The organism is Micromonospora sp. NPDC048040 (assembly GCF_055587185.1).
In genome coordinates this window covers 1-23,320 of the sequence record NZ_JBVJGT010000044.1, presented here as the reverse complement: position 1 = coordinate 23,320, position 23,320 = coordinate 1, and the positions used below count along the sequence as shown (strand labels likewise).

Genomic DNA, 23,320 nt, shown 5'->3' with positions numbered 1-23,320 from the left:
GACGCCGTCGCGGGCGAGGTGGTCCTGCGCCTCACCGACGTGGTCAAGACCTTCCCGGGCGTACGCGCGCTGGACGGGGTGCAGTTGGAGGTGCGCGCCGGCGAGGTGCACTGCCTGCTCGGGCAGAACGGCGCCGGCAAGTCCACCCTGATCAAGGTGCTGGCCGGGGTGCACCGCCCCGACTCGGGGCAGGTCGAGTGGCGCGGCCAGCCGGTCGGCTTCGCCAACCCGCAGGCCGCCATGCGCGCCGGCATCGCCACGATCTACCAGGAACTCGACCTGGTCGAGGACCTCTCGGTCGCGGAGAACGCGTTCCTCGGCCACGAGCCGCGCCGGTTCGGCTTCGTCCGCCGGGGACACATGGCCCGGCGTACGCGGCAGATCCTCGGGCGGCTGGGGCACGCCGAGATCCCGCCCGGACGGATGGTCCGCGCGCTGCCCGCCGCCGGCAAGCAGGTGGTCAGCATGGCCCGCGCGCTCTCCCACGAGGCCCGGCTGATCATCATGGACGAGCCGAGCGCCGTGCTGGCCCACGACGAGGTGGGCAACCTGTTCCGGATCATCCGGGAGTTGACCGCGCAGGGCATCGCCGTCATCTACATCTCGCACCGCCTGGAGGAGATCCGCGAGATCGGCGACCGGGTGACCGTACTCAAGGACGGCCGGACCACCGCGGCGAACCTGCCGGCCCGCGGCACCCCGACCCGCGACCTGGTCAGCCGGATGACCGGCCGCACCATCGAGTACGTCTTCCCGGACCGCCCGGCGGACCCGGCCGGCGGGGCGGACCTGCTCACGGTCGAGGGGCTGACCCGGGCCGGCGAGTTCGCCGACGTCTCGCTCGGCGTCCGGGCCGGCGAGATCGTCGGCATCGCCGGGCTGGTCGGCTCCGGCCGGTCGGAACTGCTGGAGACGATCTACGGCGCGCGCCGTCCCGACGCCGGCACGGTGCGGATGGCCGGCCGGCCGCTGCGCCCGGGCAGCGTCGGCGCGGCGGTGCGGGCCGGCATGGGGATGGCCCCCGAGGAGCGCAAGAGCCAGGCGCTGCTGCTGGGCGAGCCCGTCTACCGCAACGTCACCCTGGCCACCTTCGCCCGCTACGCCCGCGCCGGCTTCACCGACGCCGGGCGGGAGCGGGCCGAGGCGAACCGGATCGCCGAGAGCCTGGAGTTGCGCCCCCGCGACGTACGCCGACCGGTGCGCACCCTCTCCGGCGGCAACCAGCAGAAGGTGGTGGTCGGGCGCTGGCTGCTCGGCGACACCCGGCTGCTGCTGCTCGACGAGCCCACCCGGGGCGTCGACGTCGGCGCCCGGGCCGAGCTATACCAGGTCGTCCGGGGGCTGGCCGCCCGCGGCGTCGGGGTGCTGCTGGTCTCCAGCGAGGTCCCCGAGGTGCTCGGCCTGGCCGACCGGGTGCTGGTGATGCGGGAGGGGCGGGTCGTCCGCGAGGCCCCGGCCGGCGAACTCGACGAGAACACCGTGCTCGACCTCGTCATGGCGGGGTCCCTGATGGAAGGCGCACCGGCATGACCGATGGTCCTACTTCCACCGAAGCGCCGGAGCGGGCGGCGCAGTTGCCGGCGCAGTCCCCGCCGGTGGACCCGGCGGCCGTCGACAAGGTCTCCACCGCCGGGCGCCTCTCCTGGTGGCGGGGCGACGGCGGCGAGGGCGCCCGGCGCAACCTCGCCCTGCTCGGCGTGCTGGCGGTGCTCGTCGTCATCGGCGCCCTCACCCGATCCGACCTGTACTCGAATCCGGACTGGGTGTGGGACAACATCCTCAGCATCCTCAAGCTGGCCGCCGTGGTCGGCGTGGTCACCGTCGGGATGACCTTCGTGATCATCGGCGGCGGCATCGACCTCTCCGTCGGCGCGATCGTCGCGCTGGCCGGGGTCTGGTGCACGACGGTGGCGACCCAGAGCTACGGCGCCGGCGGCATGATCTTCAGCGCGCTCACCGTCGGGATGGCGGTCGGCCTCGTCAACGGGCTGCTCATCTCGTACGGCCGGCTGGTGCCGTTCATCGCGACCCTGGCCATGCTGGTGGCCGCCCGGGGCCTGGCCGCCGAGATCTCCGACAAGCAGACCCAGGTCTCGGAGAACGGTTTCATCAACGGCCTCGCCAGCAACGACCTGCTCGGCATCCCGCTGCTGGTCTACATCCTCGCCGCCGTGGTGGCCGCCGGCTGGGTGCTGCTCAACCGCACCACCTTCGGCCGGCGTACGGTCGCCGTCGGCGGCAACCCGGAGGCGGCCCGGCTCGCCGGCATCAACGTCAAGCGGCACACCCTGCTGCTCTACGCGCTCTCCGGCCTCTGCTGCGGCATCGCCGCCATCATGCTCACCGCCCAGGCCAACTCGGCCCAGGCGGCGATGGCGAACCTCTACGAGCTGGACGCGATCGCCGCCGCGATCATCGGCGGCACGCTGCTCAGCGGCGGGCGGGGCACCATCATCGGTTCCCTGCTCGGGGTGGTCATCTTCGCCACCATCACCAACCTCTTCGCCATCAACGGTCTCTCCACCGAGGCCCAGAACATGGTCAAGGGCGGCATCATCGTCGCGGCCGTCCTGGTCCAGCAGGTCCAGTTCCGCAGCCTCACCCAGTTCCTCGGCCGTAACCGGCTCACCACCACCTGACCCGTACCCGCACCACCGGCAACCGCACCCGATCCGCGCAGTGTCCGGGCCACCCGAAGCGACGGTGGCCGGGCCCCGCACGCCCTCGTCCCGTCCAGATCCGCGAGTTTCCTCCACCACCGCGAACCCAGGAGGTCGTCATGACCCAGCACAGTCGCGACGTGTCGCGCCGCCGGATGCTCTTCGGCGGGGCCGCCGTCGGCGCCGGCGTGCTGCTCGCCGGCTGCACCAGCAACGAGACCCAGCCCACCGAGGCGCAGACCAAGGCGGCGGGCGCCCCCGGCGGCAACAGCGAGCCCGGCAAGCGGGTGACGATCGGCTTCTCCGCGCCGGCCGCGGACCACGGTTGGATCGCCGCCATCACCAACAACGCCAAGGCGCAGGCCGGCACGTACTCCGACGTGGAGTTCAAGACGGTCGAGGCCGGCGCCGACGCCGCGGCCCAGCGGGCGGCGCTGTCCACCCTCATCTCGCAGAAGCCCGACGTGATCGTGCTGCTGCCGCACGACGGCAAGGAGCTCAACGCCTTCGGCCTGGAGGCGATGAAGGCCGGCATCCCGGTGGTCAACCTGGACCGCGCGTTCCCCGACGCGCGCGCCTACCGGCTCCAGATCAAGGGCGACAACTACGGCATGGGCGTGGCCGCCGCCACCTACATGGTCGAGCAGTTCAAGGCCAAGGGCGTCAGCAACCCGGTCATCGGCGAGATCGCCGGCATGGACGAGCTGGAGCTGACGCAGGAGCGGTCGAAGGGCTTCGTCGACACCCTGACGGCGAACGGCCTGAAGATCGCCAACCGGCGCGCGGCCCGCTTCACGGCCGACTCCGGGCAGCAGGAGGCGGCGCAGCTGCTCCAGGCCCTGCCGAAGATGGACGCCCTCTGGAACCACGACGACGACCAGGGCATCGGCGTGCTGGCCGCGATCAACCAGGCCAACCGCAAGGAGTTCTTCATGGTCGGCGGCGCCGGCTCGAAGAAGGCGATGGAGGACATCCAGGCCGACAACACGGTGCTCAAGGCGACCGTGACCTACAGCCCGTCGATGGCCTCCTCGGCGATCTCCCTGGCCCGGCTGATCGCCCAGGGCCGGGGCATGTCCGACCTGGTGGAACTCCAGGTGCCCAAGGAGATCGTCCTCGCCTCCGAGACGATCACCAAGGAGAACGCGGGCAACTACCTGAAGCTCGGGTTCTGACACACGGGGGGAGACCCACCTTGTCCACGACAGACAGGCAACTGCGGGTCGGCATGGTCGGCTACGCGTTCATGGGCGCCGCGCACTCGCAGGCGTGGCGCACCGTGAACCGGGTGTACGACCTGCCGACACGGGCCCGGATGGCGCTCATCTGCGGCCGGGACGCCGGGAAGGTGGCCGACGCCGCCGACCGGCTCGGCTGGGAGGCGTACACGACCGACTGGCGCGACCTCGTCGCCCGGGACGACATCGACGTGGTCGACGTCTGCACACCCGGGGACAGCCACGCCGAGATCGCCCTCGCCGCGCTGGCCGCCGGCAAGCACGTGCTGTGCGAGAAGCCGCTGGCGAACACGGTCGCCGAGGCCCGGGCGATGGCCGCCGCGGCGGCCACGGCGCGGGCGTCCGGCGTGCGGTCGATGTGCGGGTTCAACTACCGCCGGGTGCCCGCGGTCACGATGATGCGCCAGCTCGTCGCCGACGGGCGGCTCGGGGTGATCCGGCACGTCCGGGCGACGTACCTGCAGGACTGGATCGTGGACCCGCAGTTCCCCCTGGTCTGGCGGTTGCAGCGGGACCGGGCGGGCTCCGGCGCGCTCGGCGACATCGGCGCGCACATCATCGACCTGACCCAGTACGTCACCGGGCAGCGGATCAGCGGGGTCAGCGCCGTGACGGAGACCTTCGTCAAGGAGCGCCCCCTGCCGGGCGGGTCGAGCGGGCTGGCGGCCACGGTGGACGGGGGCGCGGTCGACGGCACCGGCGCCGACGGGCACCGCCCGGCCACCGGCACGGTCACCGTCGACGACGCCGCGGTCTTCGTGGCCCGGCTCGACGGTGGCGCGCTGGCCACGTACGAGGCGAGCCGGTTCGCCACCGGCCGCAAGAACGCGCTCCGGGTGGAGATCAACGGCTCCCTCGGGACCGTGGCCTTCGACCTGGAACGCCTCAACGAGCTGGAGTTCTTCGACGCGACGCGACCGGCCGCCGAGCAGGGCTTCAGCCGCATCCTGGTGACCGAGGGGGAGCACCCGTACATGTCGGCGTGGTGGCCGCCCGGCCACATCATCGGCTACGAGCACTCCTTCACGCACCAGATGCGGGACTTCGTCGAGGCGGTCGCCACCGGCGTCGACCCGGCCCCCTCCTTCGCCGACGGGCTCCAGGTCCAGCTCGTGCTGGACGCGGTCGCCCGGTCGGCGGAACTGGGCTCCTCGTGGACGGAGGTGGAGCCCGCGCTGGCCTCGGTGGCCGTCTGAGCCACCTCCGGCGCCGACCGGCGAGGGACCGGCCGCGGTTGCGCCCCGCGGCCGGGACGAGGTCGGCACCGGAGGACGTGCAGCCGGGCCGCCACGGCCCGGTGGCGCACGAGCAGGACGGTCGTCCGGTGCGGCCGGACCGGGATTCCCCAGTCGCACCGGAGGACCGCCACCACCCGGCGATCCCGCCGGGCCCACGACGTCCGGTCGGGGCGCGCCGTCGTCCCGACCGGCGGATGCGGGGGAGGCAGGGGCGAGACGCCGACCGACCCTGCCTGCCAGCCCCGTCCGTCCGCGCCCGCACCGGGAGCCGGTCCGGCGTCGTCGCCGCCGACGTCGACACCGGGCCGGTCGGCTCCCCCGGTGCGGCCGGCGGACGGGGCCCATCCGCACAGATCCATATCTTTCCGAACAAACTTCTGATATCCATGTAAGCCAATGCACGGCTGGTTCCTCCTGACGGGAAGGAGCACCATGCGTACGGGTGTCTGGCTGGTGGGGGCGCGCGGCTCGGTCGCGACCACCAGCATCGTCGGGGCGCTCGCCCTGCGAGCCGGGCTCACCGGCCCGACCGGCTGCGTCACCGAGCTGCCCGACGTGCGTGGGCCCGCCCTGCCGGCCTTCACCGACCTGGTCTTCGGCGGGCACGACGTCGCCACCGTCCCGCTGGCCAAACGCGCCGAGGCCCTCGCCGCCGCCGGCGTGCTGCCCGGCCGGCTGGTCGCCGCCCTCCCCGACGAACTGGCCGCCGTCGAGCGCGAGCTGCGCGCGGCCCCCACCGCCGGCACCCAGGCGGACCGGGCCGCCGCGACCGTACGCGACCTCACCGACTTCCGGGACCGGCACGAGCTGGACCGGGTGGTCGTGGTCAACGTCTCGGCCACCGAACCGGTCGCCCGACCGCACCCGGCGCACGCCGACCCGGACACGCTGCGGGCCGCGCTCGCCGGTCCCGACGAGGTGCTGCCGCCCAGTTCGCTCTACGCGTACGCGGCGGTGCATGCGGGCTGTTCGTACGTCGACTTCACCCCGTCCACCGGGCTGCGGCTGCCGGCCCTGGCCACGCTGGCGGCGCAACGCGGGATCCCGTACGCCGGGCACGACGGCAAGACGGGGGAGACCCTGGTCAAGTCGGTGCTCGCGCCGATGTTCGCGATGCGGCACCTGGCGGTGCGCTCCTGGTCCGGGATGAACCTGCTCGGCGGCGGCGACGGCGCCACCCTCGCCGACCCGGCCGCCAACGCCGCCAAGGTGGAGAGCAAGCAACGGGTGCTCGGCGAGACGCTCGGTTACCTCCCGCAGGGCGGCACCAGGATCGAGTACGTCGAGGAGCTGGGCGACTTCAAGACCGCGTGGGACCTGGTCACCTTCGCGGGCTTCCTCGGCACCGGGATGCGGATGGAGTTCACCTGGCACGGCTGCGACTCCGCGCTGGCCGCGCCCCTGGTGCTCGACCTGGCCCGGCTCGTCGCCGCCGCGCACGCCGCCGGCCACACCGGCCCCCTGCACGACCTGGCCTTCTTCTTCAAGGATCCGCTCGGCGCGTCCACCCACTCGCTGGCCGACCAGTGGACCCGGCTGTGCGGCTTCGCCCGCCGGTTGCACGCGGGAGGTGCCGATGCCCCGCGCGACTGACCTCGTCGAGCTGGTCCGGGCCCCGGCCGCGCTCTCGGTGCCCGGCGACGTCGTCGCCGGCGCGGCCGCGGCCGGCGCGCTCGACCGGCGTACGCCCGCCCTGGCCGCCGCGTCCGTGCTGCTCTACTGGGCGGGAATGGCCGCCAACGACTGGGCCGACCGGCGGCTGGACGCCGTCGAACGCCCCGAGCGGCCCATCCCCAGCGGCCGGGTCGCCCCCGGGACCGCGCTCGGCCTCGCCGCCGGGCTCACCGCCGCCGGGGTCGCGCTGGCCGCCACCGCCGGGGGCCGGCGCGCCGCGAGCGTCGCCGTCCCGCTCGCCGCCGCCGTCTGGGGGTACGACCTGGCGGCGAAGGACACCCCCGCCGGACCGGCCGTGATGGCCGCGTGCCGGGGGCTGGACGTGCTGCTCGGCGCCACGGGTGGACGGGTGCTGCGGGCGGTGCCGGCGGCGGTCACCGTGGCCGCCCACACGTGGACGGTCACGGCCCTCTCCCGCCGGGAGGTCACCGGCGCCGACGCGGCGCTGCCGCTGCGTACCCTCGCCGGCACCGCCCTGGTCGCCGCCGCCGCCACCGTCCCGACGGGTCGTGCCCGGCCCGCCGGTCGCGCGATGCCCCGCCGGCGGCGTGGCCCGGCCGGCGTCGAGGTGCTGCCGGCCCTGCTGGCCGGCTCGTACGCGGCCCGCTACGGCGCGGCCCAGGCCCGGGTGGTGGCCGATCCCTCCGCCGCCCGGGTGCGTGCGGCGGTGGGGGCCGGGATCACCGGGCTGCCCGCGTTGCAGGGCGCCCTGGCCGCGCGCGCCGGGGCCGGGCTGCTCGGACTGGCGGTGGCGGCGGCCGCGCCCCTGGGCCGCCGGCTGGCCCGGAAGGTCTCCCCGACATGACCGCCCCGCGCCCCCGACACGCGGCCCGGGAACCCGGGAGCGCCGGGGCGGCCGGCAGCGGCGACGGCGGGCTGCGGTTCGGCTACGGGACCAACGGGTTCGCCAACCACCGGCTGGCCGACGCGCTGGCGGTCATCGCCGACCTGGGCTACCAGGGCGTCGCGCTCACCCTGGACCACGACCACCTCGACCCGTTCGCGCCCGCGTTGGCGCGGCGGGTGGCCGCCGTCGCCCGCCGGCTGGCGGCGCTCGGCCTCGCCGTGGTCGTCGAGACCGGCGCGCGGTACCTGCTCGACCCGTGGCACAAGCACGCCCCGACGCTGCTGCACGACGACCCGACGCGGCGCGTCGAGTTCCTGCGCCGGGCCGTGCGGATCGGCGCCGACCTGGGCGCGGAGGCCGTCTCCTTCTGGGCCGGCGTACGCCCCGACGCCGTCCCGCCGCCGACGGCCTGGGACCGGCTGGTCACCGGCTGCGCGACGGTGGTCGACGCCGCCGACGTGGCCGGGGTGACCCTCGGCTTCGAACCGGAGCCGGGAATGCTGGTCGAGGACATCGCCGGCTGGCGCCGGCTGCGCGGCACGCTCGGCGACCCGGCCCACTTCGGCATCACGCTCGACATCGGACACTGCCGCTGCCTGGAGCCGCGGTCGGTCCCGGCGTGCGTGCACGAGGTGGCCGAGCACCTGGTCAACGTGCAGATCGACGACATGCGCCGGGGCGTGCACGAGCACCTGGAGTTCGGTGCCGGCGAGATCGACTTCCCGCCGGTGCTGCGGGCCCTGGCCGACGCCGGCTACCGGGGGCTGGTCGCCGTGGAGCTGCCCCGGCATTCGCACGCGGCACCCGCCGTCGCCGCCCGCTCGCTCGACTTCCTGCGGAACGCCACGAAGGAAGCCGCGCAACGGGATCGGTGACGGGGCACGCGCAGGGCAGCACGAGAGAGGAGACGGGATGACACCGGATTCACTGCGGGCCGCGCTGCGGGGGGTATCCCCCGAGCCTGACTGGCTCGACGCGGCGGTGCGGCGGGTGGCGGCGGAACCGGCGGCGATCGGCGGGCTCTTCGCGGCTGCCGGCCGGCGCTGCGGCCGGGCCCCGCTGACGGAGCCGGCCGGCTGGAGCGCCGACGAGGCGGCCCGGGCGCTGCTGCTGACCGCACTGCCCACCGACCACGCCCCGCACGCCGAGTCGCTCTACCGCCACGGCGACGCCGCCGAGAAGCGGGCCGTGCTCAAGGCCCTGCCGCTGCTGCCGATCGGCGCGGCCGGGGTGCCGCTGCTGCACGACGCGATCCGCACCAACGACACCCGGCTGGTCGCCGCCGCCCTCGGCCCGTACGCCCGGCACCTCGACCCGGCCGCCTGGCGGCAGGCGGTGCTCAAGTGCGTGTTCACGGGCGTGCCGCTGGCCGTGGTGCACGACCTCGACGCCCGCGCCGACACGGAACTCGCCGCGATGCTCGCCGGGCTGGCCGCCGAGCGGCAGGCCGCCGGCCGCACGATGCCCGCCGACGCCACCGCGCTGCTCGGCCGCCTCACCACCGGCCCCGTCCCGATCACCGCCAGGGAGGCGTGATGCGCATCTTCGACCCGCACATCCACATGACCTCGCGGACCACCGACGACTACGAGCGGATGGCCGCGGCCGGCGTCCGGGCGGTGGTGGAGCCGGCGTTCTGGCTCGGCCAGCCCCGCACCAGCGCCGCCTCCTTCGCCGACTACTTCGACTCGCTGATCGGCTGGGAGCCGTTCCGGGCCGGGCAGTTCGGGATCCGCCACCACGCCACGGTCGCGCTGAACCCGAAGGAGGCCAACGACCCCCGCTGCCGCCCGGTGCTCGACCTGCTGCCGCGCTACCTCGACAAGGACGGCGTGGTGGCGGTGGGCGAGATCGGCTACGACTCGATGACGCCGGAGGAGGACGACGCGTTCGCCGCCCAACTGGCCCTGGCCGTGGCGCACGACCTGCCGGCGCTGGTGCACACCCCGCACCGGGACAAGGCCCGGGGCGTCGAACGCAGCCTCGCCGTCGTGGCCGAGTCCGGCATCGAGCCGGGCCGGGTGGTGCTCGACCACCTCAACGAGGTGACGGTGAAGCTGGTCCGGGACACCGGCTGCTGGCTGGGCTTCTCCATCTACCCCGACACCAAGATGTCGCCGCCGCGCATGGTGGAGCTGCTGCGGGCGTACGGGACCGAGCGGGTGCTGGTCAACTCGGCGGCCGACTGGGGGCGCTCGGACCCGCTGCTCACCCGGGCCACGGGGGAGGCGATGCTGCTGGCCGGCTTCACCGACGACGACGTCGACCGGGTGCTGTGGCGCAACCCGGTCGAGTTCTACGGCCAGTCCGGGCGGCTGGACCTGGCCGACCTGGACCGCGCCGACGTCGACCCGCCGACCGGCACCTGGGCCGGCAACTCGATCCTGCGCGGCGGCAGCTGATGCGGCTGCGGCACGCCGGCGGCGACACCGTCCACCTCGGCTACTGCACCAACGTGCATCCCGCCGAGGACCTCGCCGGCATCCTCCGCCAGTTGGACACCTACGCCGTGCCCGTCCGCGAGGCGGTCGGCGCGGACCTGCTCGGCCTCGGGCTGTGGCTGGCCGCCCCGGTCGCCGCCGAGCTGGCCGCCGACCCGGCGGCCCGCCGCCGGCTGCGTACCGAGCTGACCGTTCGGGGGCTGGAGGTGGTCACGCTCAACGGCTTCCCGTACGCGGCCTTCCAGGCGCCGGTGGTCAAGGGCGACGTCTACCACCCGGACTGGACCACGGGCGGGCGGCTCGCGTACACCCTGGACCTGGCCCGGATGCTCGCCGACCTGCTGCCGGACGACGCGGCCCGGGGCTCGGTCTCCACCCTGCCGCTGGCCTGGCGGCGGCCCTGGGACGCCGGCCGGGCGGACGCCGCGCGCCGCCGGCTCGACCAGCTCGCGGCCGGTCTCGCGGCCGTCGAGCGGGACACCGGCCGACCGGTCCGGGTCGGCTTCGAGCCGGAGCCGGGCTGCGTGGTGGAGAGCACCGGACAGGCCGTCGCGGCACTCTCCGGCGTGGACACCGACCGCCTCGGCGTCTGCCTGGATCTCGCCCACCTCGCCTGCGCCTGGGAGGAGCCGGCCGACGCGCTGCGCCGGCTGCGGGCCGCCGGCCTGCCGGTGGTGAAGGTGCAGGTCTCGGCCGCCATCGAGGCGCCGGCCGAGGCGACGGCGGCGTTGCACCGCTGGGTGGAGCCGCGCTTCCTGCACCAGACCCGCGCGGCCGGCTGCGCGGGGGCGGCGGACCCGGCGGACCCGGCCCACGCCGCCGACGACCTGGACGTCGCCCTGGCCGCGCGGCTGCCCGGGCCGTGGCGGGTGCACTACCACGTGCCGCTGCACGCCCCACCCGAACCACCGCTCGACTCCACCCTGCCGGTGCTGCGCGCCGCGCTGGCCGCGCTCTACGCCGGGCCCGAGGCGGGCTGCGACCACCTCGACGTCGAGACGTACACCTGGGGGGTGCTGCCGGCGGCGCGGCGGCCGGGCACCGACGCGGAGCTGGCCGCCGGGATCGCCGCGGAGCTGGCCTTCGCCCACGCCGAGCTGGTCGCCCTCGGCCTGGCTCCGGCGGCCCGTCCGGCACCGGTGACGGCGGAGGTGCCGACATGAGCGAGCGTCTGCGAGTGAGTCATCGACACAGCGCGGGGGTGCCTCGTGGCGGCGCCGAGCGGAGCGAGGTGCCGACATGAGCGAGCGTCTGCGAGTGAATCATCGACACAGCGCCGGGGTGCCTCATGGCGGCGCCGAGCGGAGCGAGGTGCCGACATGAGCCGGCGGCTGGTGGTGCTGGACGTGGTGGGGCTGACCCCGCGCCTGCTGGCGCACATGCCCCGGCTGCGCGCGGTCGCCGACACCGGCTTCCGCGCCGAACTCGGCACGGTGCTGCCCGCGGTGACCTGCTCGGTGCAGTCCACCTTCCTCACCGGGCTGCCCCCGGCCGGGCACGGGATCGTCGGGAACGGCTGGTACTTCCGGGATCTCGGCGAGGTACTGCTCTGGCGCCAGCACCACGCGCTGGTCGGCGGGGAGCGGCTCTGGCAGGCGGCCCGCCGGGCCGAGCCCGGCTACACCGTCGCCAACGTCTGCTGGTGGTACGCGATGGGCGCGGACGTGGACTGGACGGCTACCCCGCGCCCCGTCTATCACGCCGACGGGCGCAAGGAGCCGGACTGCTACACCGACCCGCCGGAGCTGCACGACGCGCTCACCGACCGGCTCGGCACCTTCCCGCTGTTCAGCTACTGGGGGCCGGGCGCGGGGCTGGCGTCGTCGGCGTGGATCTGCCGGGCCGCCGAGCGGATCCTCGCCGAGCAGTCCCCGGACCTGACCCTGGTGTACGTCCCGCACCTCGACTACGACCTGCAGCGCTTCGGCCCGTCCTCCCCGCAGGCCGCCGCGGCGGCGGCCGAGCTGGACGGGGTGCTCGGGCCGCTGCTGGACGCCGCCCGGGCCCGGGACGCCACCGTGGTGGTGCTCTCCGAGTACGGCATCACCGACGCCTCCCGCCCGGTGGACGTCAACCGGCTGCTGCGCGCCGAGGGGCTGCTGCGGGTGCACACCCAGGCCGGCATGGAGTACCTCGACCCGTGGACCTCGCGGGCCTTCGCGGTCGCCGACCACCAGGTCGCGCACGTCTACGTCCGTGACCCGGCCGACGTGCCGGCGGTGGCGAAGCTCTGCGCCGCGCTGCCCGGGGTGGCCGAGGTGCTCGACGCCGACGGCAAGGCCGCGTACGGGCTGGACCATCCGCGCGCCGGAGAACTCGTCCTCGTCGCCGAGCCGGACGCCTGGTTCACGTACTACTACTGGCTCGACGACACCCGCGCGCCGGACTTCGCCCGCCTCGTGGAGATCCACCGCAAACCCGGCTACGACCCCGCGGAGCTGTTCTTCGACCCCGCCGCCCCCGGTGCCGCCAAGCGCCGCGCCGCCGTGGCGCTGGCCCGCAAGAAGCTCGGGCTGCGCTACCTGATGAGCGTGGTCGGGCTGGACGCCGGCGCCCGGGCGGTGCGCGGGTCGCACGGGCGGCTCCCCGCCGACCCGGCCGACGGGCCGGTGCTGCTCTGCTCCGACCCGTCCGCCGCCCGGGACCGGGTCGCCGCGACCGAGGTGAAGGCCCTGCTGCTGGAGCTGGCGGGACTGGTCCCGCCGGCCGCGCCGCCGCCTCCCGGAGCGGCCGGACGACCGGGGGGAGCGTCGTGACCGTCACCGTCGCGCCCCCCGACACCGGCGAACTGCGGGCCCGTGTCGACGCCGAGCTGGCCGCGTTCCTCGACCGGCAGGGCCGGGACTGGCCGGACGGCGCGCCCCGGGGCGTCTTCACCGCGCTGCACCGGTTCGTGCTGGCCGGCGGGAAGCGGCTGCGCCCGCTCTTCTGCTACTGGGGCTGGCGGGGCGCCGGCGCCCCCGACGGCGCCCCGATCGTGGTGGCCGCCGCCGCGCTGGAGCTGTTCCACGCGTTCGCGCTGATCCACGACGACATCCTCGACGGCAGCGACCGCCGCCGGGGCGAGCCGTCGGTGCACCGGCTCTTCGCCGACCTGCACGCCCGCTCGTCCTGGCGGGGCGACCCCGAGGCGTACGGGCGCAACACGGCCCTGCTCTGCGGCGACCTGTGCGCCGCCTGGTCCGACCAGATGTTCCACGAGTGCGGGCTGGACGCCGCGCGGGTGCACCGGGGGTGCGCGGTATTCGCGCTGATGCGCACCGAGGTGATCGCGGGCGAGTACCTGGACCTGGTCTCCGGGGTGGGCGACGGCTCGGTGGCCAGCGCGCTGACCGTGATCCGGATGAAGGCTGCCCGCTACACGGTCACCCGGCCGCTGCAGATCGGGGCGACGCTGGCCGGGGCGGGCCCGGGGCCCGTCGCCGAGCTGGCCGCGTTCGGCGACCCGCTGGGCGACGCGTTCCAGCTGCGTGACGACGTGCTGGGGGTCTTCGGCGATCCGGCCGTCACGGGCAAGTCGGTCCTGGACGACCTGCGGGAGGGCAAGCCGACGGTGATGATGGCGCTGGCCCGTGGCGCCGCCGACCGGGCGCAGGCCGCCAGGCTGCGGGAGCTGTTCGGCAACCCGGCGCTGGACGCCGACGGGGCCGCCGAGCTGCGGGGCATCATCGAGCGTACCGGCGCGCGCGAGCGGATCGAGCGGATGATCCGGGTGCGCGCCGATGCCGCCCTGGCGGCCCTGGCGGAGGCCCCCGTGACCCCCGAGGCCCGTGCCGCCCTCGCCGCCCTCGCCGCCCAGGCCGTCGACCGTCCGCTCTGATCGGCGCCGCCGGGCGCCTCGGGGACTTTTCGCGGGATCGACGAAAGTTCGCACCGATCGGTCGGAACATGTGGACACATAGACGTGTGTCATTTAGGGTCGGGCCATCGCGAAGATGTTTCGTCGAGGTGAACCGGCGGCGCGGGAACCCATCGACTGGTGACCTCCGAGCGGTGGCACACCCCACCCTCGCAGGCCACGGCCGGCCGGGACACCACCCGGCGGCCGACCCATCCCCGCTACGGCATCCGGCGCGACGGCGCGCGCCCGCCCTGGCAGTCACTGGTCAGGAAGGGACGGCACATCGATGTCCACGAAGGACGCTTCCACCCACGGGACCGGTCGACGGTCCGCCGCCGCCGGCGCGGCGCTGCTGCTGGCCGCCGCCGCCACGGTCGCCCTCGGCGCCGGCCCCGCCGCGCTGGGCGGCCCCACTCCGGCCCAGGCCCACCCCATCGTCGGCACCGACTTCCAGCAGGTCACCCTCGCCAAGGGCGTCGCCGAGGTCGGCGAGCCCATGACGATCGCGGTGCTGCCGGACCGATCGGTCCTGCACACCGCCCGCAACGGCACCGTCCGGCGTACGGACTCCGCCGGCACCACCTCGGTGATCGGTACGCTGCCGGTCTACACCCACGACGAGGAGGGGTTGCAGGGCATCGGGGCCGACCCGAACTTCGCCAGCAACCGGCACATCTACCTCTACTACGCCCCGCCGCTGTCCACCCCCGCCGGCGACGCGCCGGCGACCGGCACCGACTTCTCCGCCTGGCAGGGCGTCAACCGGCTCTCCCGGTTCACCCTCAACGCCGACTTCACCATCAACACCGGCAGCAGGGTCGACATCCTCGACGTGCCCGCCGATCGGGGCATGTGCTGCCACGTCGGCGGCGACATCGACTTCGACGCCGCCGGCAACCTCTACCTCTCCACCGGCGACGACACCAACCCGTTCGACTCGGCCGGGTACGCGCCGATCGACGAGCGCACCAACCGCAACCCCGCGTACGACGCGCAGCGCAGCGCGGCCAACACCAACGACCTGCGCGGCAAGATCCTGCGGATCAGGGTGAACGCCGACGGCACGTACGCGATCCCGGCCGGGAACCTGTTCGTCGACTCGGACCCGAGGACGCGCCCCGAGATCTACGCGATGGGCTTCCGCAACCCGTTCCGGATGAGCGTCGACCGGGCCACTGGCATCGTTTATGTCGGCGACTACGGGCCGGACGCCGGCACCACCAGCGCCCGGGGTCCCAGCGGACAGGTCGAGTTCGACCGGGTCACCGGCCCCGGCAACTACGGCTGGCCGTACTGCACGGGCACCAACACCGCCGCCGAGACGTACGCCGAGTGGGACTTCGCCACCGGGACCGCCGGGGCCAAGTACAACTGCGCCGGCGGGCCGACCAACAACTCCTTCCGCAACACCGGCCTGCCCACCCTGCCCGGGGCGAAGCCCGCCTGGATCCGGTACGCCGGCGACGCCGGCAGTCCGCCGGAGTTCGGCGGCGGCTCCGAGTCGCCGATGGCCGGCCCGGTCTACCGGTACGACGCCGCGCTGAACTCCACCACCAAGTTCCCGCAGTCCTTCGACGGGCAGTTCCTCGCCGGGGAACTCGGCCGGGGCTGGGTCAAGCCGATCCACCTCGACGCCGGCGGCGCGCCGGGCACCATCGACACGTTCCCGTGGAACGGCAAGCAGGTCATGGACATGGCGTTCGGGCCGGAGGGGGCGCTCTACGTGCTGGACTACGGCACCGGCTACTTCAACGGCGACGCCAACTCGGCGCTGTACCGCTACGACCACATCGCCGGCGGCAACCGCGCGCCGACCGCGGTCGCCTCGGCCGACAGGACCTCCGGCACGGCGCCGTTGACCGTGAACTTCTCCTCGGCCGGGTCGTCGGACCCGGAGGGCGGCGCGCTGACGTACTTCTGGAACTTCGGCGACGGCACCACGTCGACGACGGCCAACCCCAGCAAGACCTACACCGCCAACGGCACCTACCAGGTCACGCTGACCGTCCGCGACCCGCAGGACGCCACCGGCACGGCGAACGTGCAGATCGGGGTCGGCAACACCGCGCCCACGGTCACCATCAACAGCCCGGCCAACGGCCAACTGTTCAGCTACGGCGACACCGTGCCGTTCAGCATCACCGTGACCGACCCGGAGGACGGCGCGATCGACTGCACCAAGGTCAGGATGACCTACGTGCTCGGCCACGACAGCCACGGCCACCAGATCACCTCCAGGACCGGCTGCTCGGGCTCGATCACCATCCCCGTCGACGGCGAGCACGACGACGCGGCGAACATCTTCGCCATCTTCGACGCGGAGTACACCGACGCCGGCGGGCTGACCACGCACAAGCAGCACACCCTCCAGCCCCGCAAGCGCCAGGCGGAGCACTTCAGGACCTCCTCCGGCGTCAACACCTTCGACAAGGCCACGGCCGAGGGCGGCAAGACCGTCGGCGACATCCACAACGGGGACTGGATCGCGTTCGAGCCGTACAAGCTCGACGACGCGACCTCGTTCAGCGCCCGGGTCTCCTCGGCCGGCTCCGGCGGCACCCTCCAGGTGCGGGCCGGCTCGGCCACCGGCGCCGTGCTCGGCACCGCGACGGTCCCCGTCACCGGCGCCTGGGACACGTTCACCACGGTCAGCGGCAGCCTGTCGGGGGCGCCGGCCGGCACCACCACGCTCTACCTGACCTTCGCCGGCGCGGGCACCGGCGCGCTCTACGACGTCGACTCGTTCACCTTCACCACCGGCGCGACGGTCCGCACCGGCCCGGTCGTCGGGCTCGGCGGCAAGTGCCTGGACGTGCGCAACGCGGCCACGGCCGACGGCACCCAGGTCCAGATCTACGGCTGCAACGGCACGGCGGCGCAGAGTTGGACGGTGACGCCGAACTCGACGGTGCGGGCGTTGGGCAAGTGTCTGGACGTCTCGGGTGGCGGTTCGGCGGACGGCACGAAGATCCAGCTCTGGACGTGCAACGGCACGGGCGCGCAGAGTTGGTCGGCGCAGCCGGACGGGACGGTGCGTAACCCGCAGTCCGGCAAGTGCCTGGACGTCTCGGGCAACAACCCCGCCGACGGCACGGCGGTGCACCTGTGGACCTGCCACACCGGCGCCAACCAGAAGTGGACCCTGCCCTGACCCGAGAGGAAGGGCTCCTACCACCGCCTGGTGCAGAGGCAGGGGCCCTTCCGCACACCCGTTGGGAGAGCGACATGCGCAAACTCCTGCGAACCGTCCTCGGCGCGGCCACCGCCGTCCTCGCCGTCCTCGCCTGCACCACCCCGGCCGGCCCGGCCAGCGCCGCCGACGCCCCGTACGACGTGCTGGTCTTCTCGAAGACAGCCGGCTTCCGGCACGACTCCATCGCGGTCGGCACCCAGGCCATCCGCGACCTCGGCGCGGCCAACAACTTCACCGTCACCGCCACCGAGGACGCCGCCCAGTTCACCACCGCCAACCTGGCCCGGTACGAGGCGGTCGTCTTCCTCAACACCACCGGCGACGTGCTCGACGCCGCCCAGCAGGGTGCCTTCGAGGCGTACATCGGCTCCGGCGGCGGCTTCGTCGGCGTGCACGCCGCCGCCGACACCGAGTACGGCTGGTCGTTCTACGGCAACCTGGTCGGCGCGTACTTCGCCTCGCACCCGCACATCCAGCAGGCGAACGTGAAGGCGGAGAACCGGGCGCACGCGGCCACCGCGCACCTGCCGCAGACGTGGACCCGCACCGACGAGTGGTACAACTACCAGACCAACGCCCGCTCCACGGCCCGCGTGCTGGCCACCCTCGACGAGTCGTCGTACTCGGGCGGCTCGATGGGCGCCGACCACCCGCACTCCTGGTGCAAGACCCACAGCGGCGGCCGAGCCTTCTACACCGGCGGCGGGCACACCCAGGCGTCGTACGCCGAGCCGGCCTTCCGGGCCCACCTGCTCGGCGGCATCCGGTACGCGGCCGGCCGCACCAGGGCCGACTGCCGCCCCGAGACCGGCTACACCACGCTCTACGACGGCTCGACCACCGGCTGGTCCCAGGCCGGGCCGGGCGGCTTCGGCAACGCCGACGCCACCCTCACCTCGGTCGGTGGGATGGGGCTCTACTGGTACAGCGCGAAGCAGTTCACCAACTACTCGCTCAAGCTGGACTGGCGGCTCGCCGGCGACGACAACTCCGGCGTCTTCATCGGCTTCCCGCCGTCGAGCGACCCCTGGTCGGCGGTGAACAACGGCTACGAGGTGCAGATCGACGCCACCGACGCGGCCGACCGCACCACCGGCGCGGTCTACACCTTCAAGTCCGCCGACCTCGCCGCCCGGGACGCGGCGCTCAACCCGCCGGGGGAGTGGAACACGTACGAGCTGCTCGTCGAGGGCGAGCGCCTCCAGGTCCTCCTCAACGGCGTGAAGATCAACGACTTCACCAACACCGACCCCGCCCGGTCGCTCGCCGGCCACATCGGGCTCCAGAACCACGGCACCGGCGACGACGCCTCGTTCCGCAACATCCGGATCAAGGAGTTGGGCACCACCCCGCCGACCGGCGACACCACCATCCAGGCGGAGGCGTTCAGCTCGGCCGGCGGCGTCGCCCCGTTCACCAAGGCCGGGGCGAACGGTGGCCAGACGCTCGGCCACATCGACCCGGGCGACTGGGCCGCGTACGACGGGGTGGACCTGACCGGCGTCACGTCGTTCCGGGCACGGGTCGTCTCGGGCGGGCCCGGCGGCACCCTCCAGGTGCGCACCGGATCCACGACCGGCACCGTGCTCGGCGCGGTCGCGGTGCCGAACACCGGAAGCTGGACCACCTTCGCCGACGTCACCACCACCCTCGGCGGGGTCCCGTCCGGCACCCACAACCTCTACCTGACCTTCACCGGGTCGGGCTCGGGGCTCTTCGACGTGGACGACTTCACCCTGGTCAGGCCCGGCGGCAGCGGCGGCGTGGGCTCGATCCGGGGCCTGGCCGGCAAGTGCCTGGACGTGCGCAACGCCGCCACGGCCGACGGCACTCAGATCCAGATCTGGACCTGCAACGGCAGCGCCGCGCAGACCTGGACGGTGACGCCGAACTCGACGGTGCGGGCGTTGGGCAAGTGTCTGGACGTCTCGGGTGGCGGTTCGGCGGACGGCACGAAGATCCAGCTCTGGACGTGCAACGGCACGGGCGCGCAGAACTGGTCGGCGCAGCCGGACGGGACGCTGCGCAACCCGCAGTCCGGCAAGTGCCTGGACGTCTCCGGCAACAACCCCGCCGACGGCACCGCGGTGCACCTGTGGACCTGCCACACCGGCGCCAACCAGAAGTGGACCCTGCCCTGACCCGGGTCCCCGCGATCTTGCAGTTGGTGCCCCGGCGTCTCCGGCGGACGCCGGGAAACACGGGCCGGGACTGCACGATCGCGGGGCGGGAGGGCGGGCAGGCCGCGGGGGGTTTCCTCGGGCCGCCGGGGTGCCTAGAGTGGGGGCGGCGACCGTTCTGGTGGCCGGTGACCCGGCGGGAGGCGCAACCCGGCGGGCCTCGGTGCGTCCCGCACCCACCGGCACGCCCCGCGGCCCCGCCGTTCACCGGTACCGGCCGGTCACCCTCGCCCCGGCCCGCCCGTACGGAATCCCCCATCACGACAGGGGAGAAGGACAATGGCGCGACCCATCACGCTCTTCACCGGCCAGTGGGCCGACCTTCCGTTCGACGAGGTCTGCCGGCTCGCCTCCGAGTGGGGCTACGACGGGCTGGAGATCGCCTGCTGGGGCGACCACTTCGAGGTCGACAGGGCCCTCGCCGACGACTCGTACGTCGACCGGAAGCGGGAGACCCTCGCGAAGCACAACCTGAAGGTGTACGCGATCTCCAACCACCTGGTCGGCCAGGCGGTCTGCGACCACCCCATCGACGAGCGGCACCAGGGCATCCTGCCGGCCCGGATCTGGGGCGACGGCGAGCCCGAGGGCGTACGCCGACGGGCCGCCGAGGAGATCAAGGACACCGCCCGGGCGGCGGCGAGGCTCGGGGTCGACACCGTCGTGGGCTTCACCGGGTCGTCGATCTGGCACACCCTGGCGATGTTCCCGCCGGTGCCGCCGGAGATGATCGAGCGGGGCTACCAGGACTTCGCCGACCGCTGGAACCCCATCCTCGACGTCTTCGACTCCGTCGGGGTCCGCTTCGCCCACGAGGTGCACCCGAGCGAGATCGCGTACGACTACTGGACGACGAAGCGGGCGCTGGAGGCCGTCGGGCACCGGCCCGCGTTCGGGCTGAACTGGGACCCGTCGCACTTCGTCTGGCAGGAGCTGGACCCGGTCAACTTCATCTTCGACTTCGCCGACCGGATCTACCACGTCGACTGCAAGGACGCGAAGGTGCGTACGGGGGACGGGCGGCGGGGCCGGCTCGCCTCGCACCTGCCGTGGGCGGACATGCGGCGCGGCTGGGACTTCGTCTCGACCGGTCACGGCGACGTGCCCTGGGAGGACTGCTTCCGGGCGCTGAACGCGATCGGCTACGCCGGCCCGATCTCGATCGAGTGGGAGGACGCCGGCATGGACCGCCTCGTCGGCGCTCCCGAAGCCCTGCAGTTCGTCCGGCGGCTCGCCTTCGACGCCCCGGCCGCGGCCTTCGACGCCGCGTTCAGCAGCAAGGACTGAGCACCCGTCGGCAGCAAGGACGGAGCACCCGTCGGCGGCACGGACCGAGTCCCCCGTCTGCCGGTCGACGCCGCGTTCGGCGGCACGGACCGAGGGCCCGGCAGCGGTCACGGCCGTGTGCGGCAGCGGGGACTCGGCCCGCGCTCGGGGGCCGGCCGCCGGTCGGCCCCCGTCAGCCGGTCGAGAAGAGGTGGTCGCTGACCAGCCGCGCCGCGCCCACCGCTCCGGCGCGGTCGTCGAGGTCGGAGAGCACGATCGGCATGGTGCCGGTGGCCAGCGGCGCGGACCGGCGGTAGACCACCCCACGGATCTCGGCCAGCAGCGTGTGACCCAGCCCGGCCGGCGCGCCCCCGATGATGACGATGCCCGGGTTGAAGAAGCTCACGAGGCCGACCAGCACCTGACCCAGGCGGCGGGCCGCGTCCCGGGCCAGGGCCTGCACGGCCGCGTCGCCCGCGCCCGCCGCCGCGACGACGTCGGCCACGGAGAGGGTGCCCGCCTCGGCCAGCCGGGCCGCCAGCGCCGTGGACCGGCCCGCGCGGGCCGCGGCGAGCGCCGCGCCGACCAGCCCGCGGTCGCCGCAGTACGCCTCCAGGCAGCCGGTCTCGCCGCAGGCGCAGCTCGGTCCGTCCTCGGTGAGCGGCAGGTGGGCGATGTCCCCGGCGCTGCTCGTCGCGCCCCGGTAGGGCGTGCCGCCGAGCACCAGCCCGCAGCCGATCGCGGTGCCGAGCTTGACGTAGAGGAAGTCGTCGAAGGTGCGCCCGACCCCGGCGTGCTTCTCGCCGAGCGCCATCACGTTCGCGTCGTTGTCGACCAGGGCCGGGCAGCCCAGCTCGGCGGCGAACGCCTCGCGCACCGGGAACCGGTGCCAGCCCGGCATGGCCGCCGGTGAGGCCGGCGTGCCCTCGGGGAAGTCGACCGGCCCCGGCAGGCCGACGCCGACGCCGGTGAGCTGGGCCAGACCCAGCTCGGCCCGCAGCTTTCCGACCAGTTCGACGGCCCGGCCGAGCACCGGCTCCGGCCCCACCCGGACGTCGATCGGCTCGGCGATCCCGGCGAGCACGGTCAACTCGCCGTCGGTCACCGTGACGGTGATCCGGTCCGCGCCGACGACGACGCCGGCGAAGCGCACGCCGCCGGCGACGCGCAGCATCGAGGACCGGCGACCGCCGCGCGACGCCGCCGGCCCCGCGGTCTCGACCAGGCCCCGCTCGACCAGCCGGTCCACCTCCGCAGCCAGCTTGGACCGGGACAGGCCCACCGCGTCGCCGAGCTCCACCCGCGAGCGGGGACCGTCGTCGCGCAGCAGCCGGACCAGCCGTGCCTGGTACGCGTTCTCAGGCCGGACGAGGACCATCGCCATCACCTCCCGGCCTGAAGTCTTCCACGGCGCTGTTACCGGCGTGTGGCGCGCGGGGCCGCGCCCGGTCGTCCCGGACGCGGCCCCAGGTGCGTGTCGGGTCCGTCAGCCCCGCAGACCCGACATGTGCTGGAAACTGAGCTCCGCGTAGCGCAGCGACCGGCCCGGGTCGGTGGCGCCGCCTGGTGCGTTGTCCTGCTCCCACATCGGGTTGTGGTAGCCCTTGGCACCCATGTTGGCGAAGAACCCGCCGTAGTCGATGTCGCCCTGGCCGAGCGGCACCATGTCGTACCCGGCGCTGCTGGCCGGGTTGAACGCGCCGTCCTTCGCGTGGAACAGCGGGAACCGGATCGGCTGGGCCGCCACGGTCGCCAGCGGGTCGAAGATGCTGGTCTGCACCACCCCGTCCGGGTCGGTGTAGCTGCGGAACCGGTGCTGGGCCACGTGCGCCCAGTAGATGTCCATCTCGAACCAGACCCACTCCGGGTTGGTGCGCGCGATGAAGTACTCCAGCTTCCGCACGCCGGAGGAGCGGGTCGGCCGGCCCAGGGTGTCCAGCGGGCCGCTGTCGAGCAGGAAGTTGTACGCCGCGTCGTGGTTGTGCGTGTACAGCTTCAGCCCGCGGGCGGCGGCCATCTCGCCGAAGGTGTTCCACCGGTCGGCGGCGGCGTCCCAGTCGGCCTTGTAGTTGCTGCCGGTCGGGTCGCTGCCGGTGCCGATGTGGGTCATGCCGAGGATCTCGGCGGTGTCCAGCGTCCGCTCGAACGCGGCGATGGTGTCCGGGGTGACCGTGCCGGGGATCGAGGCGTGCGAGCCGTTGGCGCGCAGCCCGTTGTCGTCCAGGATCGTGCGGATCTCCGCGGCGGTGATCTGCCGGCCGAGGATGGAGGTGTGCTGGTTGTAGCCGGCGAACTCCACCTCCTTGTAGCCGATCTCGGCGAGCCGCGCGAGCACCCGCTCGAAGCCGTACGGCACTCCGCTGGTGTCCGGGGCGGCGCCGATGCGGTCCCGGACGCTGTAGAGGATGATGCCCCGCTTGCCGGGCGGGACGAGGACGCCGTTGCCGTTGGCGCCGGCGGCGGAGGCGAGTCCGGTCGCGCCGACGGCCGCCGCGCCGGCCACGCCGGCGAGGGCGCCGAGCATGCGGCGACGGCTCATTCCGTGCTGACTGTCGTTCATGTGCTGCTGCCTTTCTCGGTGCGGGGAGGGTGGATCCGGGCCGGGGCCACCAGCGGTGACCCGGGCACGTCGGTGGTCGCCGTGGCCGGCTGCCGCGCGGCAGCCGGCGAGAGGAAGAGCACAAAGCTGAAACCCAATCACCAACCCCCCACCCTAACACGCCCACATCCTCTCCCGCCGAA

17 protein-coding genes are annotated in these 23,320 nt (G+C 74.1%); 15 read left to right on the top strand and 2 right to left on the bottom strand.

The features are described from left to right. The first annotated feature begins 18 nt into the window (after positions 1 to 18). The 15 genes from ACZ6O2_RS28245 to ACZ6O2_RS28175 all read left to right on the top strand — a co-directional run bounded on the left by ACZ6O2_RS28245 (position 19) and on the right by ACZ6O2_RS28175 (position 20,599). Complete coding sequence (locus ACZ6O2_RS28245; protein ID WP_350712276.1) at positions 19 to 1,530, top strand: sugar ABC transporter ATP-binding protein; 1,512 nt, start codon at positions 19 to 21, stop codon at positions 1,528 to 1,530. Continuing rightward, positions 1,527 to 2,639: an ABC transporter permease gene (locus ACZ6O2_RS28240; RefSeq protein ID WP_466024957.1), complete on the top strand. Its 1,113-nt coding sequence runs from the start codon at positions 1,527 to 1,529 to the stop codon at positions 2,637 to 2,639. The genes ACZ6O2_RS28245 and ACZ6O2_RS28240 overlap by 4 nt, the downstream gene beginning before the upstream one ends. Positions 2,640 to 2,779: 140 nt before the next feature. Next, on the top strand, positions 2,780 to 3,835 hold the full coding sequence (locus ACZ6O2_RS28235) for a substrate-binding domain-containing protein (protein ID WP_350712253.1): 1,056 nt from the start codon (positions 2,780 to 2,782) through the stop codon (positions 3,833 to 3,835). 53 nt (positions 3,836 to 3,888) lie between these two features. Beyond that, a complete protein-coding gene (locus tag ACZ6O2_RS28230) occupies positions 3,889 to 5,094 on the top strand; it encodes a Gfo/Idh/MocA family protein (protein ID WP_466024974.1) in 1,206 nt (401 codons plus the stop codon). A gap of 474 nt (positions 5,095 to 5,568) precedes the next feature. After that, the gene (locus ACZ6O2_RS28225; RefSeq protein WP_350712251.1) at positions 5,569 to 6,729 is read left to right on the top strand and encodes an inositol-3-phosphate synthase; all 1,161 of its coding nucleotides are present in this window, start codon (positions 5,569 to 5,571) and stop codon (positions 6,727 to 6,729) included. Next, entirely contained in the window at positions 6,713 to 7,615 is a 903-nt protein-coding gene (locus ACZ6O2_RS28220) for an SCO3242 family prenyltransferase (protein ID WP_350712250.1), read from the top strand. Before ACZ6O2_RS28225 ends, ACZ6O2_RS28220 begins: the two co-directional genes overlap by 17 nt. After that, a complete protein-coding gene (locus tag ACZ6O2_RS28215; protein ID WP_466024956.1) occupies positions 7,612 to 8,532 on the top strand; it encodes a sugar phosphate isomerase/epimerase family protein in 921 nt (306 codons plus the stop codon). The genes ACZ6O2_RS28220 and ACZ6O2_RS28215 overlap by 4 nt, the downstream gene beginning before the upstream one ends. Positions 8,533 to 8,569: 37 nt before the next feature. Further along, complete coding sequence (locus ACZ6O2_RS28210; RefSeq protein ID WP_466024955.1) at positions 8,570 to 9,193, top strand: EboA domain-containing protein; 624 nt, start codon at positions 8,570 to 8,572, stop codon at positions 9,191 to 9,193. Continuing rightward, complete coding sequence (locus ACZ6O2_RS28205) at positions 9,193 to 10,059, top strand: TatD family hydrolase (RefSeq protein ID WP_350712247.1); 867 nt, start codon at positions 9,193 to 9,195, stop codon at positions 10,057 to 10,059. The genes ACZ6O2_RS28210 and ACZ6O2_RS28205 overlap by 1 nt, the downstream gene beginning before the upstream one ends. Further along, positions 10,059 to 11,261 (top strand): metabolite traffic protein EboE, encoded by a 1,203-nt coding sequence (gene eboE / locus ACZ6O2_RS28200; RefSeq protein WP_466024954.1) that lies wholly within the window; start codon positions 10,059 to 10,061, stop codon positions 11,259 to 11,261. The genes ACZ6O2_RS28205 and eboE overlap by 1 nt, the downstream gene beginning before the upstream one ends. A gap of 156 nt (positions 11,262 to 11,417) precedes the next feature. Next, positions 11,418 to 12,854: an alkaline phosphatase family protein gene (locus tag ACZ6O2_RS28195; RefSeq protein ID WP_466024953.1), complete on the top strand. Its 1,437-nt coding sequence runs from the start codon at positions 11,418 to 11,420 to the stop codon at positions 12,852 to 12,854. Then, the gene (locus ACZ6O2_RS28190; RefSeq protein ID WP_350712244.1) at positions 12,851 to 13,918 is read left to right on the top strand and encodes a polyprenyl synthetase family protein; all 1,068 of its coding nucleotides are present in this window, start codon (positions 12,851 to 12,853) and stop codon (positions 13,916 to 13,918) included. Before ACZ6O2_RS28195 ends, ACZ6O2_RS28190 begins: the two co-directional genes overlap by 4 nt. 307 nt (positions 13,919 to 14,225) lie before the next feature. Next, the gene (locus ACZ6O2_RS28185; protein ID WP_466024952.1) at positions 14,226 to 17,090 is read left to right on the top strand and encodes an RICIN domain-containing protein; all 2,865 of its coding nucleotides are present in this window, start codon (positions 14,226 to 14,228) and stop codon (positions 17,088 to 17,090) included. A gap of 74 nt (positions 17,091 to 17,164) precedes the next feature. Then, positions 17,165 to 19,273, top strand: coding sequence for a ThuA domain-containing protein (locus ACZ6O2_RS28180; protein WP_466024951.1), 2,109 nt, complete (start codon positions 17,165 to 17,167; stop codon positions 19,271 to 19,273). Positions 19,274 to 19,591: 318 nt separating this feature from the next. After that, complete coding sequence (locus ACZ6O2_RS28175; RefSeq protein WP_350712241.1) at positions 19,592 to 20,599, top strand: sugar phosphate isomerase/epimerase family protein; 1,008 nt, start codon at positions 19,592 to 19,594, stop codon at positions 20,597 to 20,599. A gap of 172 nt (positions 20,600 to 20,771) precedes the next feature. On the opposite strand, the gene ACZ6O2_RS28170 is transcribed toward ACZ6O2_RS28175, so the two are convergent. Then, positions 20,772 to 21,956, bottom strand: a complete 1,185-nt coding sequence (locus ACZ6O2_RS28170) for an ROK family protein (RefSeq protein WP_466024950.1) — start codon at positions 21,954 to 21,956, stop codon at positions 20,772 to 20,774. Between the two features lie 108 nt (positions 21,957 to 22,064). Beyond that, the gene (locus tag ACZ6O2_RS28165) at positions 22,065 to 23,138 is read right to left on the bottom strand and encodes a sugar phosphate isomerase/epimerase family protein (RefSeq protein ID WP_466024949.1); all 1,074 of its coding nucleotides are present in this window, start codon (positions 23,136 to 23,138) and stop codon (positions 22,065 to 22,067) included. Between the last annotated feature and the right edge of the window lie 182 nt (positions 23,139 to 23,320).